This is a genomic window from Bradyrhizobium cenepequi (assembly GCF_020329485.1).
Classification (GTDB): domain Bacteria; phylum Pseudomonadota; class Alphaproteobacteria; order Rhizobiales; family Xanthobacteraceae; genus Bradyrhizobium; species Bradyrhizobium cenepequi.
In genome coordinates this window covers 19,999-35,152 of record NZ_JAGKJI010000046.1, presented here as the reverse complement: position 1 = coordinate 35,152, position 15,154 = coordinate 19,999, and the positions used below count along the sequence as shown (strand labels likewise).

16 protein-coding genes are annotated in these 15,154 nt (G+C 63.5%); 5 read left to right on the top strand and 11 right to left on the bottom strand.

What is annotated here, in order from left to right; translation table 11 throughout:
* Positions 1–7: 7 nt before the first annotated feature.
* Positions 8–370: a hypothetical protein gene (locus J6497_RS41705; protein WP_312010401.1), complete on the bottom strand. Its 363-nt coding sequence runs from the start codon at positions 368–370 to the stop codon at positions 8–10.
* A 19-nt stretch (positions 371–389) separates the two neighbouring features.
* Between J6497_RS41705 and J6497_RS41700 the strand changes: the two genes are divergently transcribed.
* The gene (locus tag J6497_RS41700; protein WP_312010400.1) at positions 390–1,319 is read left to right on the top strand and encodes an OmpA family protein; all 930 of its coding nucleotides are present in this window, start codon (positions 390–392) and stop codon (positions 1,317–1,319) included.
* A 74-nt stretch (positions 1,320–1,393) separates the two neighbouring features.
* On the opposite strand, the gene J6497_RS32360 is transcribed toward J6497_RS41700, so the two are convergent.
* Together J6497_RS32360 and J6497_RS32355 are read right to left on the bottom strand one after the other, a co-directional pair.
* Positions 1,394–2,329 (bottom strand): homocysteine S-methyltransferase family protein, encoded by a 936-nt coding sequence (locus tag J6497_RS32360; RefSeq protein ID WP_225708278.1) that lies wholly within the window; start codon positions 2,327–2,329, stop codon positions 1,394–1,396.
* A 145-nt stretch (positions 2,330–2,474) separates the two neighbouring features.
* Complete coding sequence (locus tag J6497_RS32355) at positions 2,475–2,840, bottom strand: YybH family protein (protein ID WP_225708277.1); 366 nt, start codon at positions 2,838–2,840, stop codon at positions 2,475–2,477.
* Positions 2,841–2,940: 100 nt separating this feature from the next.
* Between J6497_RS32355 and J6497_RS32350 the strand changes: the two genes are divergently transcribed.
* On the top strand, positions 2,941–3,534 hold the full coding sequence (locus tag J6497_RS32350; RefSeq protein WP_225708276.1) for a TetR/AcrR family transcriptional regulator: 594 nt from the start codon (positions 2,941–2,943) through the stop codon (positions 3,532–3,534).
* Positions 3,535–3,641: 107 nt separating this feature from the next.
* Here J6497_RS32350 and J6497_RS32345 read toward each other — a convergent pair whose 3' ends face one another.
* The 7 genes from J6497_RS32345 to J6497_RS32315 all read right to left on the bottom strand — a co-directional run bounded on the left by J6497_RS32345 (position 3,642) and on the right by J6497_RS32315 (position 11,244).
* Positions 3,642–5,399, bottom strand: coding sequence for an alkaline phosphatase (locus J6497_RS32345; protein WP_225708275.1), 1,758 nt, complete (start codon positions 5,397–5,399; stop codon positions 3,642–3,644).
* A gap of 156 nt (positions 5,400–5,555) precedes the next feature.
* Positions 5,556–6,893, bottom strand: coding sequence for an argininosuccinate synthase (gene argG, locus J6497_RS32340; RefSeq protein ID WP_225708274.1), 1,338 nt, complete (start codon positions 6,891–6,893; stop codon positions 5,556–5,558).
* A gap of 105 nt (positions 6,894–6,998) precedes the next feature.
* Positions 6,999–7,754, bottom strand: coding sequence for a phosphatase PAP2 family protein (locus tag J6497_RS32335; RefSeq protein WP_225708273.1), 756 nt, complete (start codon positions 7,752–7,754; stop codon positions 6,999–7,001).
* A 40-nt stretch (positions 7,755–7,794) separates the two neighbouring features.
* The gene (locus tag J6497_RS32330; RefSeq protein WP_225708272.1) at positions 7,795–8,286 is read right to left on the bottom strand and encodes a hypothetical protein; all 492 of its coding nucleotides are present in this window, start codon (positions 8,284–8,286) and stop codon (positions 7,795–7,797) included.
* 107 nt (positions 8,287–8,393) lie between these two features.
* The gene (gene rlmN / locus J6497_RS32325) at positions 8,394–9,608 is read right to left on the bottom strand and encodes a dual-specificity RNA methyltransferase RlmN (protein WP_225708271.1); all 1,215 of its coding nucleotides are present in this window, start codon (positions 9,606–9,608) and stop codon (positions 8,394–8,396) included.
* Between the two features lie 65 nt (positions 9,609–9,673).
* Positions 9,674–10,228, bottom strand: a complete 555-nt coding sequence (locus J6497_RS32320) for an invasion associated locus B family protein (RefSeq protein ID WP_225708270.1) — start codon at positions 10,226–10,228, stop codon at positions 9,674–9,676.
* A 176-nt stretch (positions 10,229–10,404) separates the two neighbouring features.
* On the bottom strand, positions 10,405–11,244 hold the full coding sequence (locus tag J6497_RS32315; RefSeq protein ID WP_225708269.1) for an SDR family oxidoreductase: 840 nt from the start codon (positions 11,242–11,244) through the stop codon (positions 10,405–10,407).
* Between the two features lie 89 nt (positions 11,245–11,333).
* On the opposite strand from J6497_RS32315, the gene J6497_RS32310 reads away from it, so the two are divergent.
* The 3 genes from J6497_RS32310 to J6497_RS32300 all read left to right on the top strand — a co-directional run bounded on the left by J6497_RS32310 (position 11,334) and on the right by J6497_RS32300 (position 14,761).
* Positions 11,334–12,308 (top strand): NADPH:quinone oxidoreductase family protein, encoded by a 975-nt coding sequence (locus J6497_RS32310; protein ID WP_225708268.1) that lies wholly within the window; start codon positions 11,334–11,336, stop codon positions 12,306–12,308.
* Positions 12,309–12,677: 369 nt separating this feature from the next.
* Complete coding sequence (locus J6497_RS32305; protein ID WP_225708267.1) at positions 12,678–13,547, top strand: hypothetical protein; 870 nt, start codon at positions 12,678–12,680, stop codon at positions 13,545–13,547.
* A 38-nt stretch (positions 13,548–13,585) separates the two neighbouring features.
* A complete protein-coding gene (locus J6497_RS32300; protein ID WP_225708266.1) occupies positions 13,586–14,761 on the top strand; it encodes a TAXI family TRAP transporter solute-binding subunit in 1,176 nt (391 codons plus the stop codon).
* Here the strand turns inward: J6497_RS32300 and J6497_RS32295 are convergent.
* Complete coding sequence (locus J6497_RS32295) at positions 14,758–15,147, bottom strand: YkvA family protein (protein ID WP_225708265.1); 390 nt, start codon at positions 15,145–15,147, stop codon at positions 14,758–14,760. The two genes, J6497_RS32300 and J6497_RS32295, sit on opposite strands and share 4 nt — an antisense overlap.
* Positions 15,148–15,154: the final 7 nt, after the last annotated feature.

The window sequence follows — 15,154 nt, the reverse complement described above, 5'->3', positions numbered from 1 at the left end:
CGCAGACTCAGCGTGCGCCTGCGGCAACGCCGACACCCGCAACGCCGCCGGCTGCGGGAAGTCCGTCTCCGACCCCTGCGCCGGCACGGCCTGGTGCGACGACGACGCCTCCTGCCGCCCCGCCGCCCGCTGCAGGTACGCCGCCTGCGGCTCCCGCAGCACCGCAGGCGCGCCCCGGCGTTGCGCCCGGCACGCCCGGCGCCGTGGCGCCGAATGCCGCGCCCGCGGCTCCCACTGCCGTGCCAGGCGCGCCGAATGCCGCGCCACCGCCCGGCCGCGCGCAGAATGCGGCGCCGACCGTTGCGCCTGCGTTCCGCCGTGCGCCGACGGTCACCGCGCCATTGCCGCCGCCCCCGGCCGACTTCGGCACCAAGTTTTCACGCGAGGGTGTGGCGATTGGGCCGCGCCGTATCGAGGACTTCCGCACCCAACGGCGCGAGGTCCAGGAGGGCGGCCGCACCGTTATCTCCGAGCCAGGCCGTATGATCATCCGCGACCCGAGCGGCCAGGCCTATGTCCGTCACAGCGAGATCGATCGCTTCCGCTACGGCGCACGCGACGTCCAGACCCAGACGGTCGGCGCCGAGACCCGCACGGTCGTGATGCGTCCGGACGGCTCGCAGGTCGTCACGGTGATGGGTCGCGACGGCCAGTTGCTGCGCCGGATCAGGCGTGACCCGCGCGGTCGCGAGATGGTGATCATCGACAACAGCTATCGCGACCCGCGCGCGGTTGGCGGCTTCTATGTCGACATGCCACCGCCGGCGGTCCGCATCCCCTACAACCGCTACATCGTCGATGCTGAAGAGGCGTCGCCGGATGTGATCTACGAGACCATGGTGGCGCCGCCGGTCGACCGGATCGAACGGCGCTATTCGCTCGACGAGATCCGCTACAGCCCGAACGTGCGCATGCTGATGCCGAGCATCGACGTCAACACCATCAACTTCGACACCGGATCGTGGGAAATCTCTCCAGATCAAGCGGCGAAGCTGCAGGTGATCGCCGATGGCCTGAACCGGGCACTCCAGCGCAATCCGCAGGAGGTGTTCCTGATCGAGGGCCACACCGACGCTGTCGGCAACGAGGTGGATAATCTCTCGCTCTCGGACCGCCGCGCCGAATCGACGGCGGAGCTCTTGACCCAACAGTTCCAGGTCCCTGCGGAAAACCTGACCTCCCAGGGTTACGGCGAGCAGAACCCGAAGGAGCAGACGGACGGGCCGAGCCGCCTCAACCGGCGCGTCACCATCCGCCGCATCACCCCGCTGCTCAATGGCGGCACAGCCTCACTGCCGCCACCCGACGCACCGCGCTGAGGCGAGCGGCTTCAAACAAATGGCCGGGAGCGATCCCGGCCATTTTTGTTTCATCGGGCGTCTCCTACCCTCAGCTATATGCAGGCCTCGCAGATCGCGGCGACATGACGATGGTCGGTGCCGCAGCAGCCTCCGAGAATCCGTATGCCGGGAAACGACCGCCGGAGATCGACGTAGCGGCGACCGAGATCGGTGGGGTCGCCGCTGTCGAGCGTCTCGGATTCGTCGAGTTCCTGATGACTCTTGGCAGATGCATTGGCCCTGACGCCATGAATGCGCCCGACCCACGTTTCGTCTGCGTTCAAAGCGCCCTCGAAATGGGTCGGATGGGCGCAGTTGATCAGAAAATATTCCGGCTCATTCTGCGTCGCGCAATCGACGGTCTCGATCGCCTCGCGCAAGGTTTCGCCTTTCACCAGACGACCATCGGTTTCGACGGTGAAGGAGATCGCCACAGGAATACGCTGCGCCTTGGCGGCGCGGACGATGCCGATCGCTTCATCGATCCCGGTCAGCGTGAACGCCGTGACCATGTCGGCGCCGGCTTCGGCGAATGCGGCAATCTGTGGCGCGTGATAGGCTTGCGCTTCTGATGCATCCATGTTGCCGGCCTTGTAGCCGTCGCCGCGCGGACCGATCGCGCCAGAAATGATGCAGGGCATGTTCGACTGCTCCCAGGTGTTCCTCAGCTCGTTCAGAAACTCGATCGAACGGACGTTGATCGATTTCAGCGCGTTCGCGCCGTAACCGAGCTTGGCGCCCCAATCCGGATTGGCGCGCCAGGTCGGGCTGTCGAGCACGAAGCCGGTGCCCTTCTCGCGCGCGATCGCGAGATAGGATTCGTAATAGCGCTTGAGATGCTGATGGCCTTCTTCGCTGTCGAGCAGAACGAAAGCTGCGAAGTGCGGCAGTTCGACGCCGTGGTGGAAGATCAGCGTCGTTTCCATGCCGCCGTCGGTCAGGAAGATGCCGCCGTGCCGCTGCGGCAGGTCGTGACGATACTTGGCCATTGTGCCTCCGTGATGAAAAGGCTGTCATCAGTAGGTCTGCCAAGGTTAGCTTTGGTCGGACGGTATTGGCGCCTCATATTGTCGCGACTGCCAGGACGCGTCGCGTGCACGGAAGCGTGAGCGCAGCGTCCAAGCTTGCGCCGCTTTATTTTTTCATCTGCTGCGGATCGAAAAAGAAGCGCTCCTCGATCAGCTGCTCGCCGCGCCAGGTTTGCCAGGCGACTTCCTCCATGGTGCGGACGCCGCCGTCCTTGCCGGTGAATTCGAAGCGCCAGCAGATCGCCGAATGGTCGCCGCCGAGCAATAACGGCCCGAGCCTCGTGGTCTTGACGGCGGCGACGGAAGCAAGCACCGCACGCTCCCGATCGGCCAGCGCGTCGCGGCCGACGCGCGGCGGACCGTCGTTCTCCTGCGTCCGCGCATCCGGCGCATAGAATCGCAGGATGGCACCGACATGGTCGTTGGATTCGACGGTGGCCGCAAAGGCTTGCAGCGTGGCGAGCGAGGGCATTTTTCGCTTCTCCCTTAAATACGGACTGACAGTCGGTATTTACCGACTATGGGTCGGCAAGTCAATTGGCGCGACCGTGGAACTGCGCTAGACACTCACCATGGCAACACAGGTGGAACGGCGCGAGAAGACCAAGGCGGCGATCGTCAAGGCCGCAAAACGGATTTTCGGCGAGCGCGGTTTTGCGGCGACGACAATGGACGACATCGCCGGCGCTGCCCGGGTCGCGAAGGGCGCGATCTATCATCACTTCCCGACCAAGGAGACGCTGTTCGAGGCGGTGTTCGAGCAGGTGTCGATCGAGCTCGTGGCCGACCTCGACCGGATCTCGCGCGCCGAGAATGATCCGCTCGCCGCAATGGCGGCCGGCACACAAGGCTATTTCGCAGCCTGCTCGAAAGGCGCGACCGGACAGATCATCCTGCGCGACGGCCCGGCCGTGCTCGGCTGGGAGCATTGGCGCGAGATCGACGCCAAACATTTCGGCGGCAAGTTTCCGCGCAGCCTGGCGGCGGCGATGGACGCCGGCCTGATCGCGCGGCAGCCGGTCGAACCCTTGGCGCGGCTATTGCTCGGTGCGGTGACGGAAGCCGCGGTTGCCAGCTCTAGCGGCGATGACATCGCCAAGACCGGCGCGGAATACGCGCGCGCCTTCCGCTCGCTGTTGGACGCGTTGCGCGTGAAAAAAGATTGAGAATCGTAGGGTGGGCAAAGCGCAGCGTGCCCACCACTTCTTGCGGAGTACGGATGGTGGGCACGGCGCTGTCGCGCCTTTGCCCACCCTACGCGACCAAAGCGAAGCTACTGTCCCGCTGCCGCAAGTCCCAGCGCATCGGCGATGACACGGAAGACTTCCGTGTTGTCCATCGACCCGTGAACCCGTTCGCTGCCCGGACCGATTGCGGTCAGGATGACGTCCTCTCCCGAATGCACGCTGGCGCCGATCATCGCCGGCAGATTCCCGGGGCGCAACACCGCGCCTGGAACGTCCTTGTATTTGTCGTTGGCTTTGAAGGTCCCCGGCTCATCGTCCTTCATCGTCGGATTGTTCGGGTTATCGAGCTTCGGGCGGAAGGTTTCGTAATGGTCCGGCAGGCTGGCCGAGAAAATCGCGAGCCGCCGGCTGACATCCACCCGCGAAGGATAGCCTTCGGCATCGGCCGCCGGATAGTTGGGGAATCCGGCCTTGTCGTAAACGCCGACGCGCTCGCGGAACGGGACGTTGGGCGTCTTGGTCACGTCGTCATTGATGGTGCCGACAAGGCTGTTGGGATGATTGTGGTCCGCCAGCACCAGGATCAAAGTGTCGTCGCCGCGGGCCTGGGCCCAGTCGCGCGTCAGGCGGACGGCGTTGTCGAGCATGATCGTGTCGTAGACCGCACGCTCCATGTCCAAGAGGTGAGCGTATTTGTCGATCATCCCCGATTCCACCATCAGGAAGAAGCCGGCCTCGTTCTTCGAGAGCACTTTCAGCGCAGCCTGGACCTGCTCGGTCAGGTCGGGCTGTTCCGGAAACTTGCCGACGCTGCCACCCTTGAGGAACTTGCGATCCAACACGCCATCCATATTGCCCGACGCAAACAGTCCCAGCAGTTTGCCCGTGTCAGATTTCGCAGCCGCCGCGTCAAGCTCGGACCTTGTCGTGACCACCTGATAGCCGGCATCGCGAAAGCGGGCGATGTAATCGACGTCGTCCTTGCGCTTCCCGCCTGCTGCTTGCGGCAGAAAATTCGCGCTGCCACCGCCCATCAGGATGTCAGGCTTGGCGGCGAAGAGCAGCGCGACGATCTCATCATAGGCCGCGCGGCGGCGGGTATGCGCGACCATCGCCGCCGGTGTGGCATCCTCGACTTCAGTGTTGGTGACGATCCCGATGCCCAAGCCAAGCCGCCGCTTCGCAAGGCTGGTGATGGTTTCGACCTTCGGGTCATCGAACGGGCTTGTCGTGCGATCGGCGTAGACGCCCATCGCGTTGACGGCGGCCTTGTGGCCCGTCGTGTAGGCGCTGGCCGCATTCGCCGAATCGGTGATGATCGAATCGGAGCCCGCGGTCGCAACCAGCGCCATATGCGGCATGTCGTCGATGGAAAGCTTGCCGAGGCTTTTGCCTTCCGCAATTCCCTTGGAGAGGATGCGCGCCGCAACCCGATGGGCGGGCGACAGTCCGTCGCCGATGAACAGGATCACGTTCCTGGCCTTGCGCGGTCCCGTATCGTGAACCGACCACATGACGCTGCGGCTGCGCGCGCCGTCGCTGACTTCCACCTTCACGCTTCCAGGCCTGGTCAATGCGACGTCGCGAACGATCAGTGCCGACTGCTCCTTGCCGTCCTCGCGATCCACGAAGGTTCCGGACTGACCGAACGCCGCGGAATAATCCGCACCGTTCACCGTGACTTTCACGTTCGCCGGATCAACGCGATCGGGAAACTCGACCTTGAAGTCAAAATGGGCGCCGACGAGGATGTCCGCGCGGTCAATCGGATAGATCACTTGCGCGAGAGTTGGCGCCCCGGACAACAGGACGAGAAGAGCGGCACCGGCGAATGGCCTGATCATGATCTGTGCCCACAATTGTTCGAACCGCGCCGGACGGCTGCAATAGCGAAGACCGCGGGCGCGCGGCTGGCAAGTCTAGCCGCGCAGAATGACGCCTCCGTTACAGGTCGAGCCTGAGCGCCTGAACCGAGAGGTTAAGGGCGCTGCCCGCGTGCTTCAGCTCTTGTCGCTATCGAGTCTGAGGATGTCGGAGCCTTCCCCGAGCGACAGCAAGCCTGTCTCGGCGTAGATATCCAGCTTGGTGCGGGTATCGGTGATGTCGAGGTTGCGCATCGTCAGCTGGCCGATACGGTCCGCTGGCGTGAACGCGGCATCGTCGACCTTCTCCATGCTCAGCCGCTCCGGCTGATAGGTCAGGTTGGGACTGTCGGTGTTCAAGATCGAGTAGTCGTTGCCGCGGCGCAGCTCGAGCATCACCTCACCGGTGATGGCGCGGGCGACCCAACGCTGGGCGGTTTCGCGCAGCATCAGGGCCTGCGAATCGAACCACCGCCCCTGGTAGAGCAGCCGGCCAAGGCGCAGGCCGTTGATCCGATATTGCTCGATGGTGTCTTCGTTGTGGATGCCGGTGACCAGGCGCTCAAAGGCGATGTGCAGCAGCGCCATGCCGGGAGCCTCGTAGATGCCGCGGCTCTTTGCCTCGATGATTCGATTCTCGATCTGGTCGCTCATGCCAAGACCATGTCGGCCGCCGATGGCGTTGGCCTCGAGGAACAGCGCGACGGGATCGGGGAAGGTCTGACCGTTCAGCGCGACGGGATGGCCTTCCTCGAAACGCACGGTGACCTGTTCGGACTTGACGATGCAGTCGTCGCGCCAGAACGGCACGCCCATGATCGGATTGACGATCTTGATGCCGCTTTGCAGGCTCTCGAGATCCTTGGCCTCGTGGGTTGCGCCGAGCAGATTGCTGTCGGTCGAATACGCCTTTTCGGCGCTCATCTTGTAGGCGAACCCCTGTGCGGTCATGAACGCCGACATTTCCGCGCGGCCGCCCAGCTCGTCGATGAACTGCTGGTCGAGCCAGGGCTTGTAGATCTTCAGGTTCGGATTGGTCAGCAGGCCGTAGCGATAGAACCGCTCGATATCGTTGCCTTTGAAGGTGGAGCCATCCCCCCAGATATTGACGCCGTCCTCCTTCATGGCCGAGACCAGCATGGTGCCGGTCACGGCGCGACCGAGCGGCGTGGTGTTGAAGTAGGTGAGGCCGCCGGTGGAGATGTGGAAAGCACCCGACTGAATGGCGGCGATCCCTTCGTGGACCAATTGCGTGCGGCAATCCACGAGCCGGGCTTTGTCGGCGCCGAACTCCATGGCTTTCCGTGGAATCGCGTCATAGTCCGCCTCGTCAGGTTGGCCGAGATTGGCGGTGTAGGCAAAGACGCGGGCGCCTTTCTGCTTCATCCACAGCAGCGCTGCGCTGGTGTCGAGACCGCCCGAGAAAGCGATACCGACTTTTTCTCCCCGGGGCAGGCTTTTCAAGATCGTACTCATGGCGCGTCCAATCGATCGTAACGTCGTTTGCTGTCAAGTTGCGCGAATATCAAATTTCGCCCCGATGGGCACGCGATTAATGGCGACCGACCTTTATGAAGTCGCTCATACCGACGGCCTGGGGTCCGTCTCGCGCCGGCGCCACCGCCGAGCGAAGCGGGTCAGCGCGGCATCCACCTGGGCATCCGTCAGCCGTGTCGACGGCCAGCGATAGATCAGGGCATAGGCGAGCCAGATCACGAGGTAGGTCACGATGCCCGCAATCGCCACGTCCGTGAAGAAGTGCCCGCCAAAGGCCATCCGTAAGCCGCTGGTGGCGATGCCGAACACGGTCGCCGCCCCGAACGCCAAAGCGCGCCATTGCGGTGGCGCCAGTGCTGCCGGCGCATAGGTCCAGAATGCGGTCGCACCTTCGCCGGAGAAGAACGAGCAGTTGCGCACGCAGGTGCCCCGTGGATCCCACCACGGTACGAAGCCCTTGTCGCCGGCGAACTCGGCCACAACCACCGGCCGCGGCCGGCCCCAATAGGTCTTGAAGGTCAGATTGGTGAGGATGCCGGCGGCGAGCAGCATCGTCACCAGCAGGAACGTCGCGGCGCGGCCGGAGATCAGCATCGGCCGGTCGGGCCGGATCAGTTTGACGACGAACGCTGCGATCGCGGGCAGCGCGAAGCCCCACGCGATCCACATCGCCGCATCGCGCGCGAACGATGCGATCGCGTTCAGCTTCAGCGGAAAGGTTTTTTGCGCGGCGTCGTAGAACAGCGCGGCGAGCTTCAGGTCGAGCTCGGGAAAGAGCCCGAACAACAGCCCGATCACGACCGCAAGCCCCAGCGCGATGAAAAGTCCGGTCCGGTTCATGGCGCGCGGTTTAGCCGAGGCAGGGGAGCATTGGAAGTTCTCACGGCTGCGGCCGGGACTGTGACGGCAATGGCGGGGGCGGCGGCAATTTGCGCGACGGCTCGCGCCAGGCGCCGGCGGTGCGGCCCGCGATCAGCCAATAGACGAGACCCGCGACGATGCCCGCGCCGGTCATGATCTCGAGATGCCGATGCACGATGCCCTGAAACTGGAACGTATCAGGGTCGAACGGCACCAGGCCGAGATAGCAGGCGGCCCCGACGATCGCCCCGCCGATCGCATAGGTGAGCGCGCCCCGGACATTGAAGGCCTCCGTGATCAGCACCACGATCAATGCCGGCAACAGCGCGAACCCGGAAATGAAGATGAAGCCGAAGCCAAGCACGATGTTGATGGCGTTCTGATCGATCTGACCGGTGCCGATATCACTGAGCTCGGGATAGAGCACCGCCACGACGATGATGATTCCCGCCACCAGGCAGGAGGCAAGGAAGGCGAACAGGATCAGGAAGACGCGGCCGATCAGTGCCATGGCTTCATTCCACCGTCAGACCGCGCGCCCGCGGCACGAATCTCCGCCGTCATGCCCGGGCTTGACCCGGGCATGACGAGATTCGGTGTATCGATATATCGATCATCTCAATCTGTCATCGCCATGGCGCGCAGCGCCTGGCGCTCGCGGGCGGAGAGTTTTTCCGTCTCCGATTTCAACTGGCCGCAGGCAGCGAGGATGTCACGGCCGCGCGGGGTGCGCACCGGCGAGGAATAACCGGCATTGAAGATGTATTCGGAGAATTTCTCGATCTGCTCCCAATCAGAGCATTCGTAGCGCGTGCCCGGCCACGGATTGAACGGGATCAGGTTGATCTTCGCCGGAATGCCCTTGAGCAGCTTCACAAGCAGCTTGGCGTCGTCGAGCGAATCGTTGACGCCCTTCAGCATCACATATTCGAAGGTGATGCGCCGCGCGTTGGAAGCGCCGGGATAGTCACGGCAGGCCTGCAGCAATTGCTCAATCGGATATTTGCGGTTGAGCGGCACCAGCTCATTGCGCAGTTCGTCGCGCACCGCATGCAGCGAGATCGCGAGCATGACGCCGATCTCCTCGCCGGTGCGGATGATGTTCGGCACCACGCCCGAGGTCGACAGCGTGATGCGGCGGCGGGAGATACCGATGCCTTCATTGTCTGCAACAATGAGCAGCGCATCGCGCACAGCATCGAAATTGTAGAGCGGCTCGCCCATACCCATCATCACGACGTTGGTGACGAGGCGACTGCCGTTCTCGCGGTCGGCCCAGTCGTTCAGGCGATCTCGGGCCACCATCACCTGGCCGACGATCTCGCCGGCGGTAAGATTGCGAACCAGTCGCTGCGTGCCGGTGTGGCAGAAGGCGCAATTCAGCGTACAGCCGACCTGCGAGGAGACGCAGAGCGTGCCGCGGTCAGTCTCGGGGATATAGACGCACTCGATCTCATGCGGCTTCTCGAGATGGTTGCCGCTCGGCAGCCGCAGCAGCCATTTGCGGGTGCCGTCGTTGGAGATTTGTTCGGCGACCACTTCGGGCCGGTCGACGGTGAAATATTTCTCCAGTTCGCTGCGCATCTCCTTCGAGACGTTGGTCATCTCGGCAAAGCTCTTGGCGCCGCGGAAATAGATCCAGTGCCAGAGCTGCTGGGTGCGCATCTTGCGTTGCGAGGCCGGGACGCCGATCTCGCCGAGCCGCTCGGCGATCTCCGCGCGCGACAGCCCGATCAGCGACGGCTTGGCCGGCGGCACATAGGTCTCGAGCGGAACTTTCTCCACGAGCGCGGTGCTTGCGCGATCGCTCTGGCTGATGAGGGTATCGGTCATGGAGCATCAAATAGGCCTTCCAGCACCCGCTGGAAAGGCAGGAAATGCCGGTGTTTCGAGCCGAGTTAGCGCTTGCAGTCCTGCGCCAGCCGGTCCAGCGCCTGCGACAGGCCTTTGAGCGAGAATGTGTCCGTGGTCTCGGTGCCCTTGGCGGAGACGCCCTTCACGGTCAGGTCCGCGGCCTTGCGCATGGCCTCGACCATGCGCTCTTCCTCCGCGGCGTTCTTGATCCAGAGCCCGTCGCCCTGGGTGTACATCGCATACGACCCGCCGCCGACCTCGACCGTCGATTCCGAGCCCGGCTTCAGCGTGTAGCCGATCATGATCGAGACTTCGTTGACGACCTTTTCCGCCGGACGGGTCGAGACGAAGGCATAGGCCGGATCGCGCGGGCGATTCGGCGGATTGGTCTTCGACGACGACGGCTTTGCCAACACAAAACAGACCTTCTTGCCATTCGGGCTCGCCGTATAGGCGCCCCAGGTGCCGTACTGGCCCATCAGCGTCGGTTCGGCGCCGCCGGCAGCGGCCGCAGCGGCCTCCGACTTGGCCGCAGGCTTTGCCGCGCCTTTCGTGGCCGCCTTGGGGGAACCGCTCTGCGCCAAGGCAAGAGGCGTCATCCCGCAAAGCAGAGCGCTCGCAACCAGAGATGTCAGTATTTGCCGCACGGACAACTGGTTCCCCTATCATTGTGACTGGAAGATGGCCCAACCGGCGTCGTCCCCGGCGCAATGCAATAGCCGGAAAAGGCCTTTTTGGGAAGGTAGTTAGAGGAATAGCGCGCGGTTCCGCCGCATCAACCTTTGGCGCGGGAGGCGCGCTGTCGTTCCCACTGCGCGTCGGTCCATTGCAGGAGGTCCTCCGCCCCGGAGCTGCGCAAATGCGCGCCGCCATCCTGCACCACCATCTCGCCATTGATGTAGCCGGCCGGGTCCGAGATCAGGAAACTCGCGAGGTTGGCGAGTTCGTCGTGCTCGCCCGGACGGCCCAGCGGGTTGCGCTGCGACCAGCTCTCCTCACGGCCCTCGGGGCGGATCTGGCCGGTCGCGCCCGGCGTTGGGAATGCGCCCGGTGCGATCGCGACGGCGCGGATGCCCTTGGGCCCCCATTCCACCGCAAGGCTCTTCGTCATCGCGAGCACCGCCGACTTCGCCATCGCAGACGGCACGGTGAAGGCGCGCCCGGTGATCGTCGAGGTCGAGAGGATCGAGAGGATGACGCCTTTATGCGCACTCTCGATCCAGCGCCTGCCCGCCGCGAGGGTGCAATACATTGCGCCATGCAGTGTCGGCGCCAGGATCGCGTCTGCGGCACGGAATGAGAGATGCTCGGTCTGCGCGATGAAGGTCGCCGCTGCGTTGTTGACGAGCACATCGAGCGGCGCCTCGCGCCAGATCGTGTCCATCATCGCATCCACCGCCGCACCGTCACGGATGTCGCATGTGATTGTCGTAACCTTGGCGCCGAGTTCGTTGCGCAAGCTCGCCGCCGTCTGCTGCAGTAATTCCGTCCTGCGGCCACAGACGATCAATTCGGCGCCAAGCTCGGCGAAACGTCGCCCCATCGCCGCGCCGAGTCCAGAGCCGCCGCCGGTGACGAGAATGCGCTTGTGTGCCAGCAGGCTCTTTTCAAACATTGTTTGATCCCTCCGCATTGTATTGTCGCCCGGCTTCAAATCCGGCATGAAGCGAGGAGCCTTTCTGCGTCCGAAAATCAGGTGTGTCCATGAAAGCCATTCTCTGCAGGGAATACTGCCAACCCGACGATCTCGTGCTCGCGGATGTGCCCGATCCCGTAGCCGGACCGGGCGAAGCGGTGATCGCGATCAAGGCGGCTGCCTTGAATTTCTTCGACATCCTGATGATCCAGGGCAAGTACCAGATCAAGCCGCCGTTCCCGTTCTCGCCCGCGGCGGAAGTCGCCGGTGTGATCGAGAGCGTCGGCGCAGGCGTGACCGACCTCAAGGTCGGCGATCGCGTGGTGGCGTCCTGCGGCCACAACGGCGCGCGCGAGAAGATCACGCTGCCGGCGAATTCGATCGTGAAGATTCCCGATAATCTCGATTTCGATCGCGCTGCCGGCATCATCATCATCTACGGCACCGCGCTGCACGCGCTGGAAGATCGCGCAAGCCCGAAGCCGGGCGAGACGCTGGCCGTGCTGGGCGCCGCCGGCGGCACCGGGCTTGCGGCCTGCGAGCTCGGCAAGCTGATGGGGCTGAAGGTGATCGCCTGCGCTTCGTCGGACGAGAAGCTTGCATTCGCCAGGCAGCACGGCGCCGAGCTGACGCTCAACTACGCCAAGGAAGACCTGAAAGAAGGCCTGAAGGCGCTGACTGATGGCAAGGGTGTCGACATCATCTTCGATCCCGTCGGCGGCACTTATGCCGAAGCCGCGCTCCGCGCCATCGCGTGGGAAGGGCGTTTTCTGGTGATCGGCTTTGCCGCCGGCGATATTCCGAAGATGCCGCTCAACCTCGCGCTGCTCAAAGGCTGTGATATCCGCGGGGTGTTCTGGGGCGCATGGACGCGGCTCAATCCTGACAAGAACCGCAGGAACCTTCAGAAGCTCGTGCAGTGGACCGCGGAAGGGAAGATCTCCTCGCATGTCGACCGCACCTTCCCGCTGTCGCAAACGGCGGAGGCACTGAAGGTGCTTGCCGGCCGCAAAGCGATGGGCAAGGTGATCCTGCATCCTTGAGAAAGACCGCACACGTTTTAGTTGTGGCTGGGTTGTGGCGCCTGAATTGTGGCACCGCGCGGGTGCCACGTTTGGCTCACGAGTCACACGCACTTACTTAAGTGACTCGGATTCACCCACCTATGTGAATCAACTGGGCGTCTCAGTTCGGGACGCGGAACTTATTCCCAAAATCGCCTACTTTAATTCGGTGAATTGGGCATTTTTGCCACAATCGAACCAAAAAAAGTCCCAATTCGTGCCGCTCGAGGCCGTTTTTTAGGCTCAATCGCAGTGCGTAAGTTCCGCCAGCGGGCACTCGGGGAACAGCAAGCCAACAAACAGCCAGGATGCCCATTCGTTGCGTATTGTGTAACGGGAAGCGTCAACATGGTGGATATTTCAGCGCGCGTCACGCCGAGACAGGCGCATGGCGGGGATTTCGACGATCCTGAATTAGCAGAGTATCGCTACCTGCAGTCGCATCGCGCAGATGCAGGCGCCGAGACAGAGGAACCTGCGCCACTGTTCCTCTCATACCCTCTCGACGAGGACGGCGGAGCGAAATTCCGGCGAGGTTCCCTTGAACATTCCCTCGGCCGCTCCCTGCTCACAAGCGGCCTTCTGATCGCTGCCGCTGCAGCGGTCGCCGTCTCGTTGCTTTCCCTCGATGTCACGCACGACATCATCATCACCGCCAAGACCTGGCTGCTCGGCACTTCGCAAGTGCAGGCCCGCACCGTCATGGCGGCCCTCCCCCAATCCGGCAGCGAGCCTGCGCCGCCAGCCGCCAAATCGGGTCCGCCGTCGCGCGAGCAAATCGCGGCCGCCTATCAGGAAGCGATCAAGGGCGGCCAGGCTGTAGCCCGGTTAGCAGCAGCACCATCTACCGCTCCGCCAGCGCCAACTGCCGCTCCACCCGCACCGTCCGCCGCACCGCAAGCGTCAGTCTCCGCTCCCGCTGCGCCGCCGGCGAGACGGCTCAATTCCGACGAACTCGGCGCCCTCATGAAGCGGGCCAACGGCCTGCTTGAGATCGGCGACATCGCTGCAGCACGGCTGCTGCTCGAACGCGCCGCCGATGCGCAGGAAGCCGACGCTGCGCTACTGCTCGCGCGGACTTACGATCCACTGGTGCTGGGAACGAAGGATGCGCGCGCGATCACGCCCGATCCGGCCCAGGCGCGGATCTGGTACCGCCGCGCGGCCGAGCTTGGCTCGCAGCACGCCCAGCAGCGTCTCACGCAAATACAAGACTGAGCCATTTTCACGACTGAGCCATTTTTTGAGGGAAACACATGCGACGCTTGTTTGGAGTGGCGTTATTCGCCCTCATGATGATTTGCGGCCCGACAGCACGGGCCGAGGAAACCGAATATGACCCGGCCAAGGTCAGTGACAGCCTGAAGGCCATCTTCCAGTTCGGCTCGGTCGCCACCAAGCAGAGCCTGAACGCCAACACGGTGACGCTGATCACCGGCACCATCGGCGGCACCTATGTCCAGTTCGGCGCAGATCTCGCTTCCGTGCTCGACGACGGCAACAAGTTGCGCGTACTGCCGATCGTCGGGCGCGGTTCGGTGCAGAGCGTCGCCGACATCCTGTTCCTGCAGGGCGTCGATCTCGGCATCGTCCGCGCCGACACGCTGGATTATCTCGAAAGGAAGGGTTTCGCGAAGGACATCAAGAGGCAGTTCACCTACGTGACCAAGCTCTATAACGAGGAGATGCATGTCGTCGCGCCGAAGACGATCAAGAGCTTGAAGGATCTCGACGGCAGGATCGTCAGCGTCGACCTGCCCAATGGCGGCACCTTCGTAACCGCACTGACGGTGTTCGAGCGGCTCGGGATGAAGGCGAAGTTCGTCTATATCGAGCAGCGCATCGCGATGGAGAAATTGAAAGCCGGTGAGATCGACGCCGTGATCGTGACCGGGGGCAAGCCGTACAAATCGGTCAGCACATTCAACAACGACGGCCGCTTCCACCTCGTCACCGTAGACTACGCCAGGCCGCTGCAGAACGACTATCTGCCGGCGACGCTCACCTCAAAGGATTACCCGAACCTGATTTCGGATCAGGAGCGCGTCGACACCATCGCCGTTCCGGCCGTGCTCGCGGCCTATAATTGGGCGCCGAACACGGACCGCTCGCGCAAGCTGACGCTGTTCGTGGATGCCTTCTTCTCGAAATTCCCGACCTTCCAGAAGCCGCCGTTCCATCCGAAGTGGAAGGAAGTCTCGCTGGCCGCGCCGCTGCCTGACTGGAACCGGCTGCCGGCGGCCAAGCAATGGCTCGAGAAGCACAGCGTGGAAGCGGTGACGCGCAGCCGATTCGATGAGTTCCTGAAGCAATCGCCGGCCGCAGCCAAGCTGCACACGGACGCCGAGAAGGAAGCGTTGTTCAAGCAGTTCCAGGCATGGGAAGCGGAGAACAGCGCCCGAGCGCAGATTCGCACGGGCGAGAAGCGCTAGCTCTGCACCTCATCGGCCGCCTCGATGCCGCGCTTCAGCGCGGCGCGCGCGGCTTCGCGGTGCTCTGGCGTGATGTGGCTTGCTACCATGCGGATCGCGGCCGCCAGGATCGCGGCATCATCGGTGAAGCCGAGAATCGGCATCACGTCCGCCATGAAATCGAACGGCAGGATGAAATAGGCGATGGCGCCAAGCAGCGACGCCTGCACGTGGCGCGGCGTCTCCTTGTCGAACGCGCAATAATAGGCTGCCAGCAGGTCCTCGGCGAACGGCAGCTTCGCCACCACGCGCTTCAGCTTGATCCAGAAACGCCGTCGCACGCTCTCGCGGTCCTGCGCCAGCCGATCGGCCGGCTCGAAACCGACAGTGTGTTCGGATGATGCCATCGGAAGA

Excerpts from the sequence above, each read along its gene's own strand:
- rlmN (WP_225708271.1), bottom strand. The coding sequence starts at position 9,608 with ATGACCGATACCCTCATCAGCCAGAGCGATCGCGCAAGCACCGCGCTC.
- J6497_RS32335 (WP_225708273.1), bottom strand. The coding sequence starts at position 7,754 with ATGAACCGGACCGGACTTTTCATCGCGCTGGGGCTTGCGGTCGTGATC.
- J6497_RS32300 (WP_225708266.1), top strand. The coding sequence starts at position 13,586 with ATGCGACGCTTGTTTGGAGTGGCGTTATTCGCCCTCATGATGATTTGC.
- J6497_RS32360 (WP_225708278.1), bottom strand. The coding sequence starts at position 2,329 with ATGGCCAAGTATCGTCACGACCTGCCGCAGCGGCACGGCGGCATCTTC.
- J6497_RS32315 (WP_225708269.1), bottom strand. The coding sequence starts at position 11,244 with ATGTTTGAAAAGAGCCTGCTGGCACACAAGCGCATTCTCGTCACCGGC.
- J6497_RS32355 (WP_225708277.1), bottom strand. The coding sequence starts at position 2,840 with ATGCCCTCGCTCGCCACGCTGCAAGCCTTTGCGGCCACCGTCGAATCC.
- J6497_RS32305 (WP_225708267.1), top strand. The coding sequence starts at position 12,678 with ATGGTGGATATTTCAGCGCGCGTCACGCCGAGACAGGCGCATGGCGGG.
- J6497_RS32330 (WP_225708272.1), bottom strand. The coding sequence starts at position 8,286 with ATGGCACTGATCGGCCGCGTCTTCCTGATCCTGTTCGCCTTCCTTGCC.
- J6497_RS32345 (WP_225708275.1), bottom strand. The coding sequence starts at position 5,399 with ATGATCAGGCCATTCGCCGGTGCCGCTCTTCTCGTCCTGTTGTCCGGG.
- J6497_RS32310 (WP_225708268.1), top strand. The coding sequence starts at position 11,334 with ATGAAAGCCATTCTCTGCAGGGAATACTGCCAACCCGACGATCTCGTG.
- J6497_RS32295 (WP_225708265.1), bottom strand. The coding sequence starts at position 15,147 with ATGGCATCATCCGAACACACTGTCGGTTTCGAGCCGGCCGATCGGCTG.
- J6497_RS32350 (WP_225708276.1), top strand. The coding sequence starts at position 2,941 with ATGGCAACACAGGTGGAACGGCGCGAGAAGACCAAGGCGGCGATCGTC.
- argG (WP_225708274.1), bottom strand. The coding sequence starts at position 6,893 with ATGAGTACGATCTTGAAAAGCCTGCCCCGGGGAGAAAAAGTCGGTATC.
- J6497_RS32320 (WP_225708270.1), bottom strand. The coding sequence starts at position 10,228 with ATGACGCCTCTTGCCTTGGCGCAGAGCGGTTCCCCCAAGGCGGCCACG.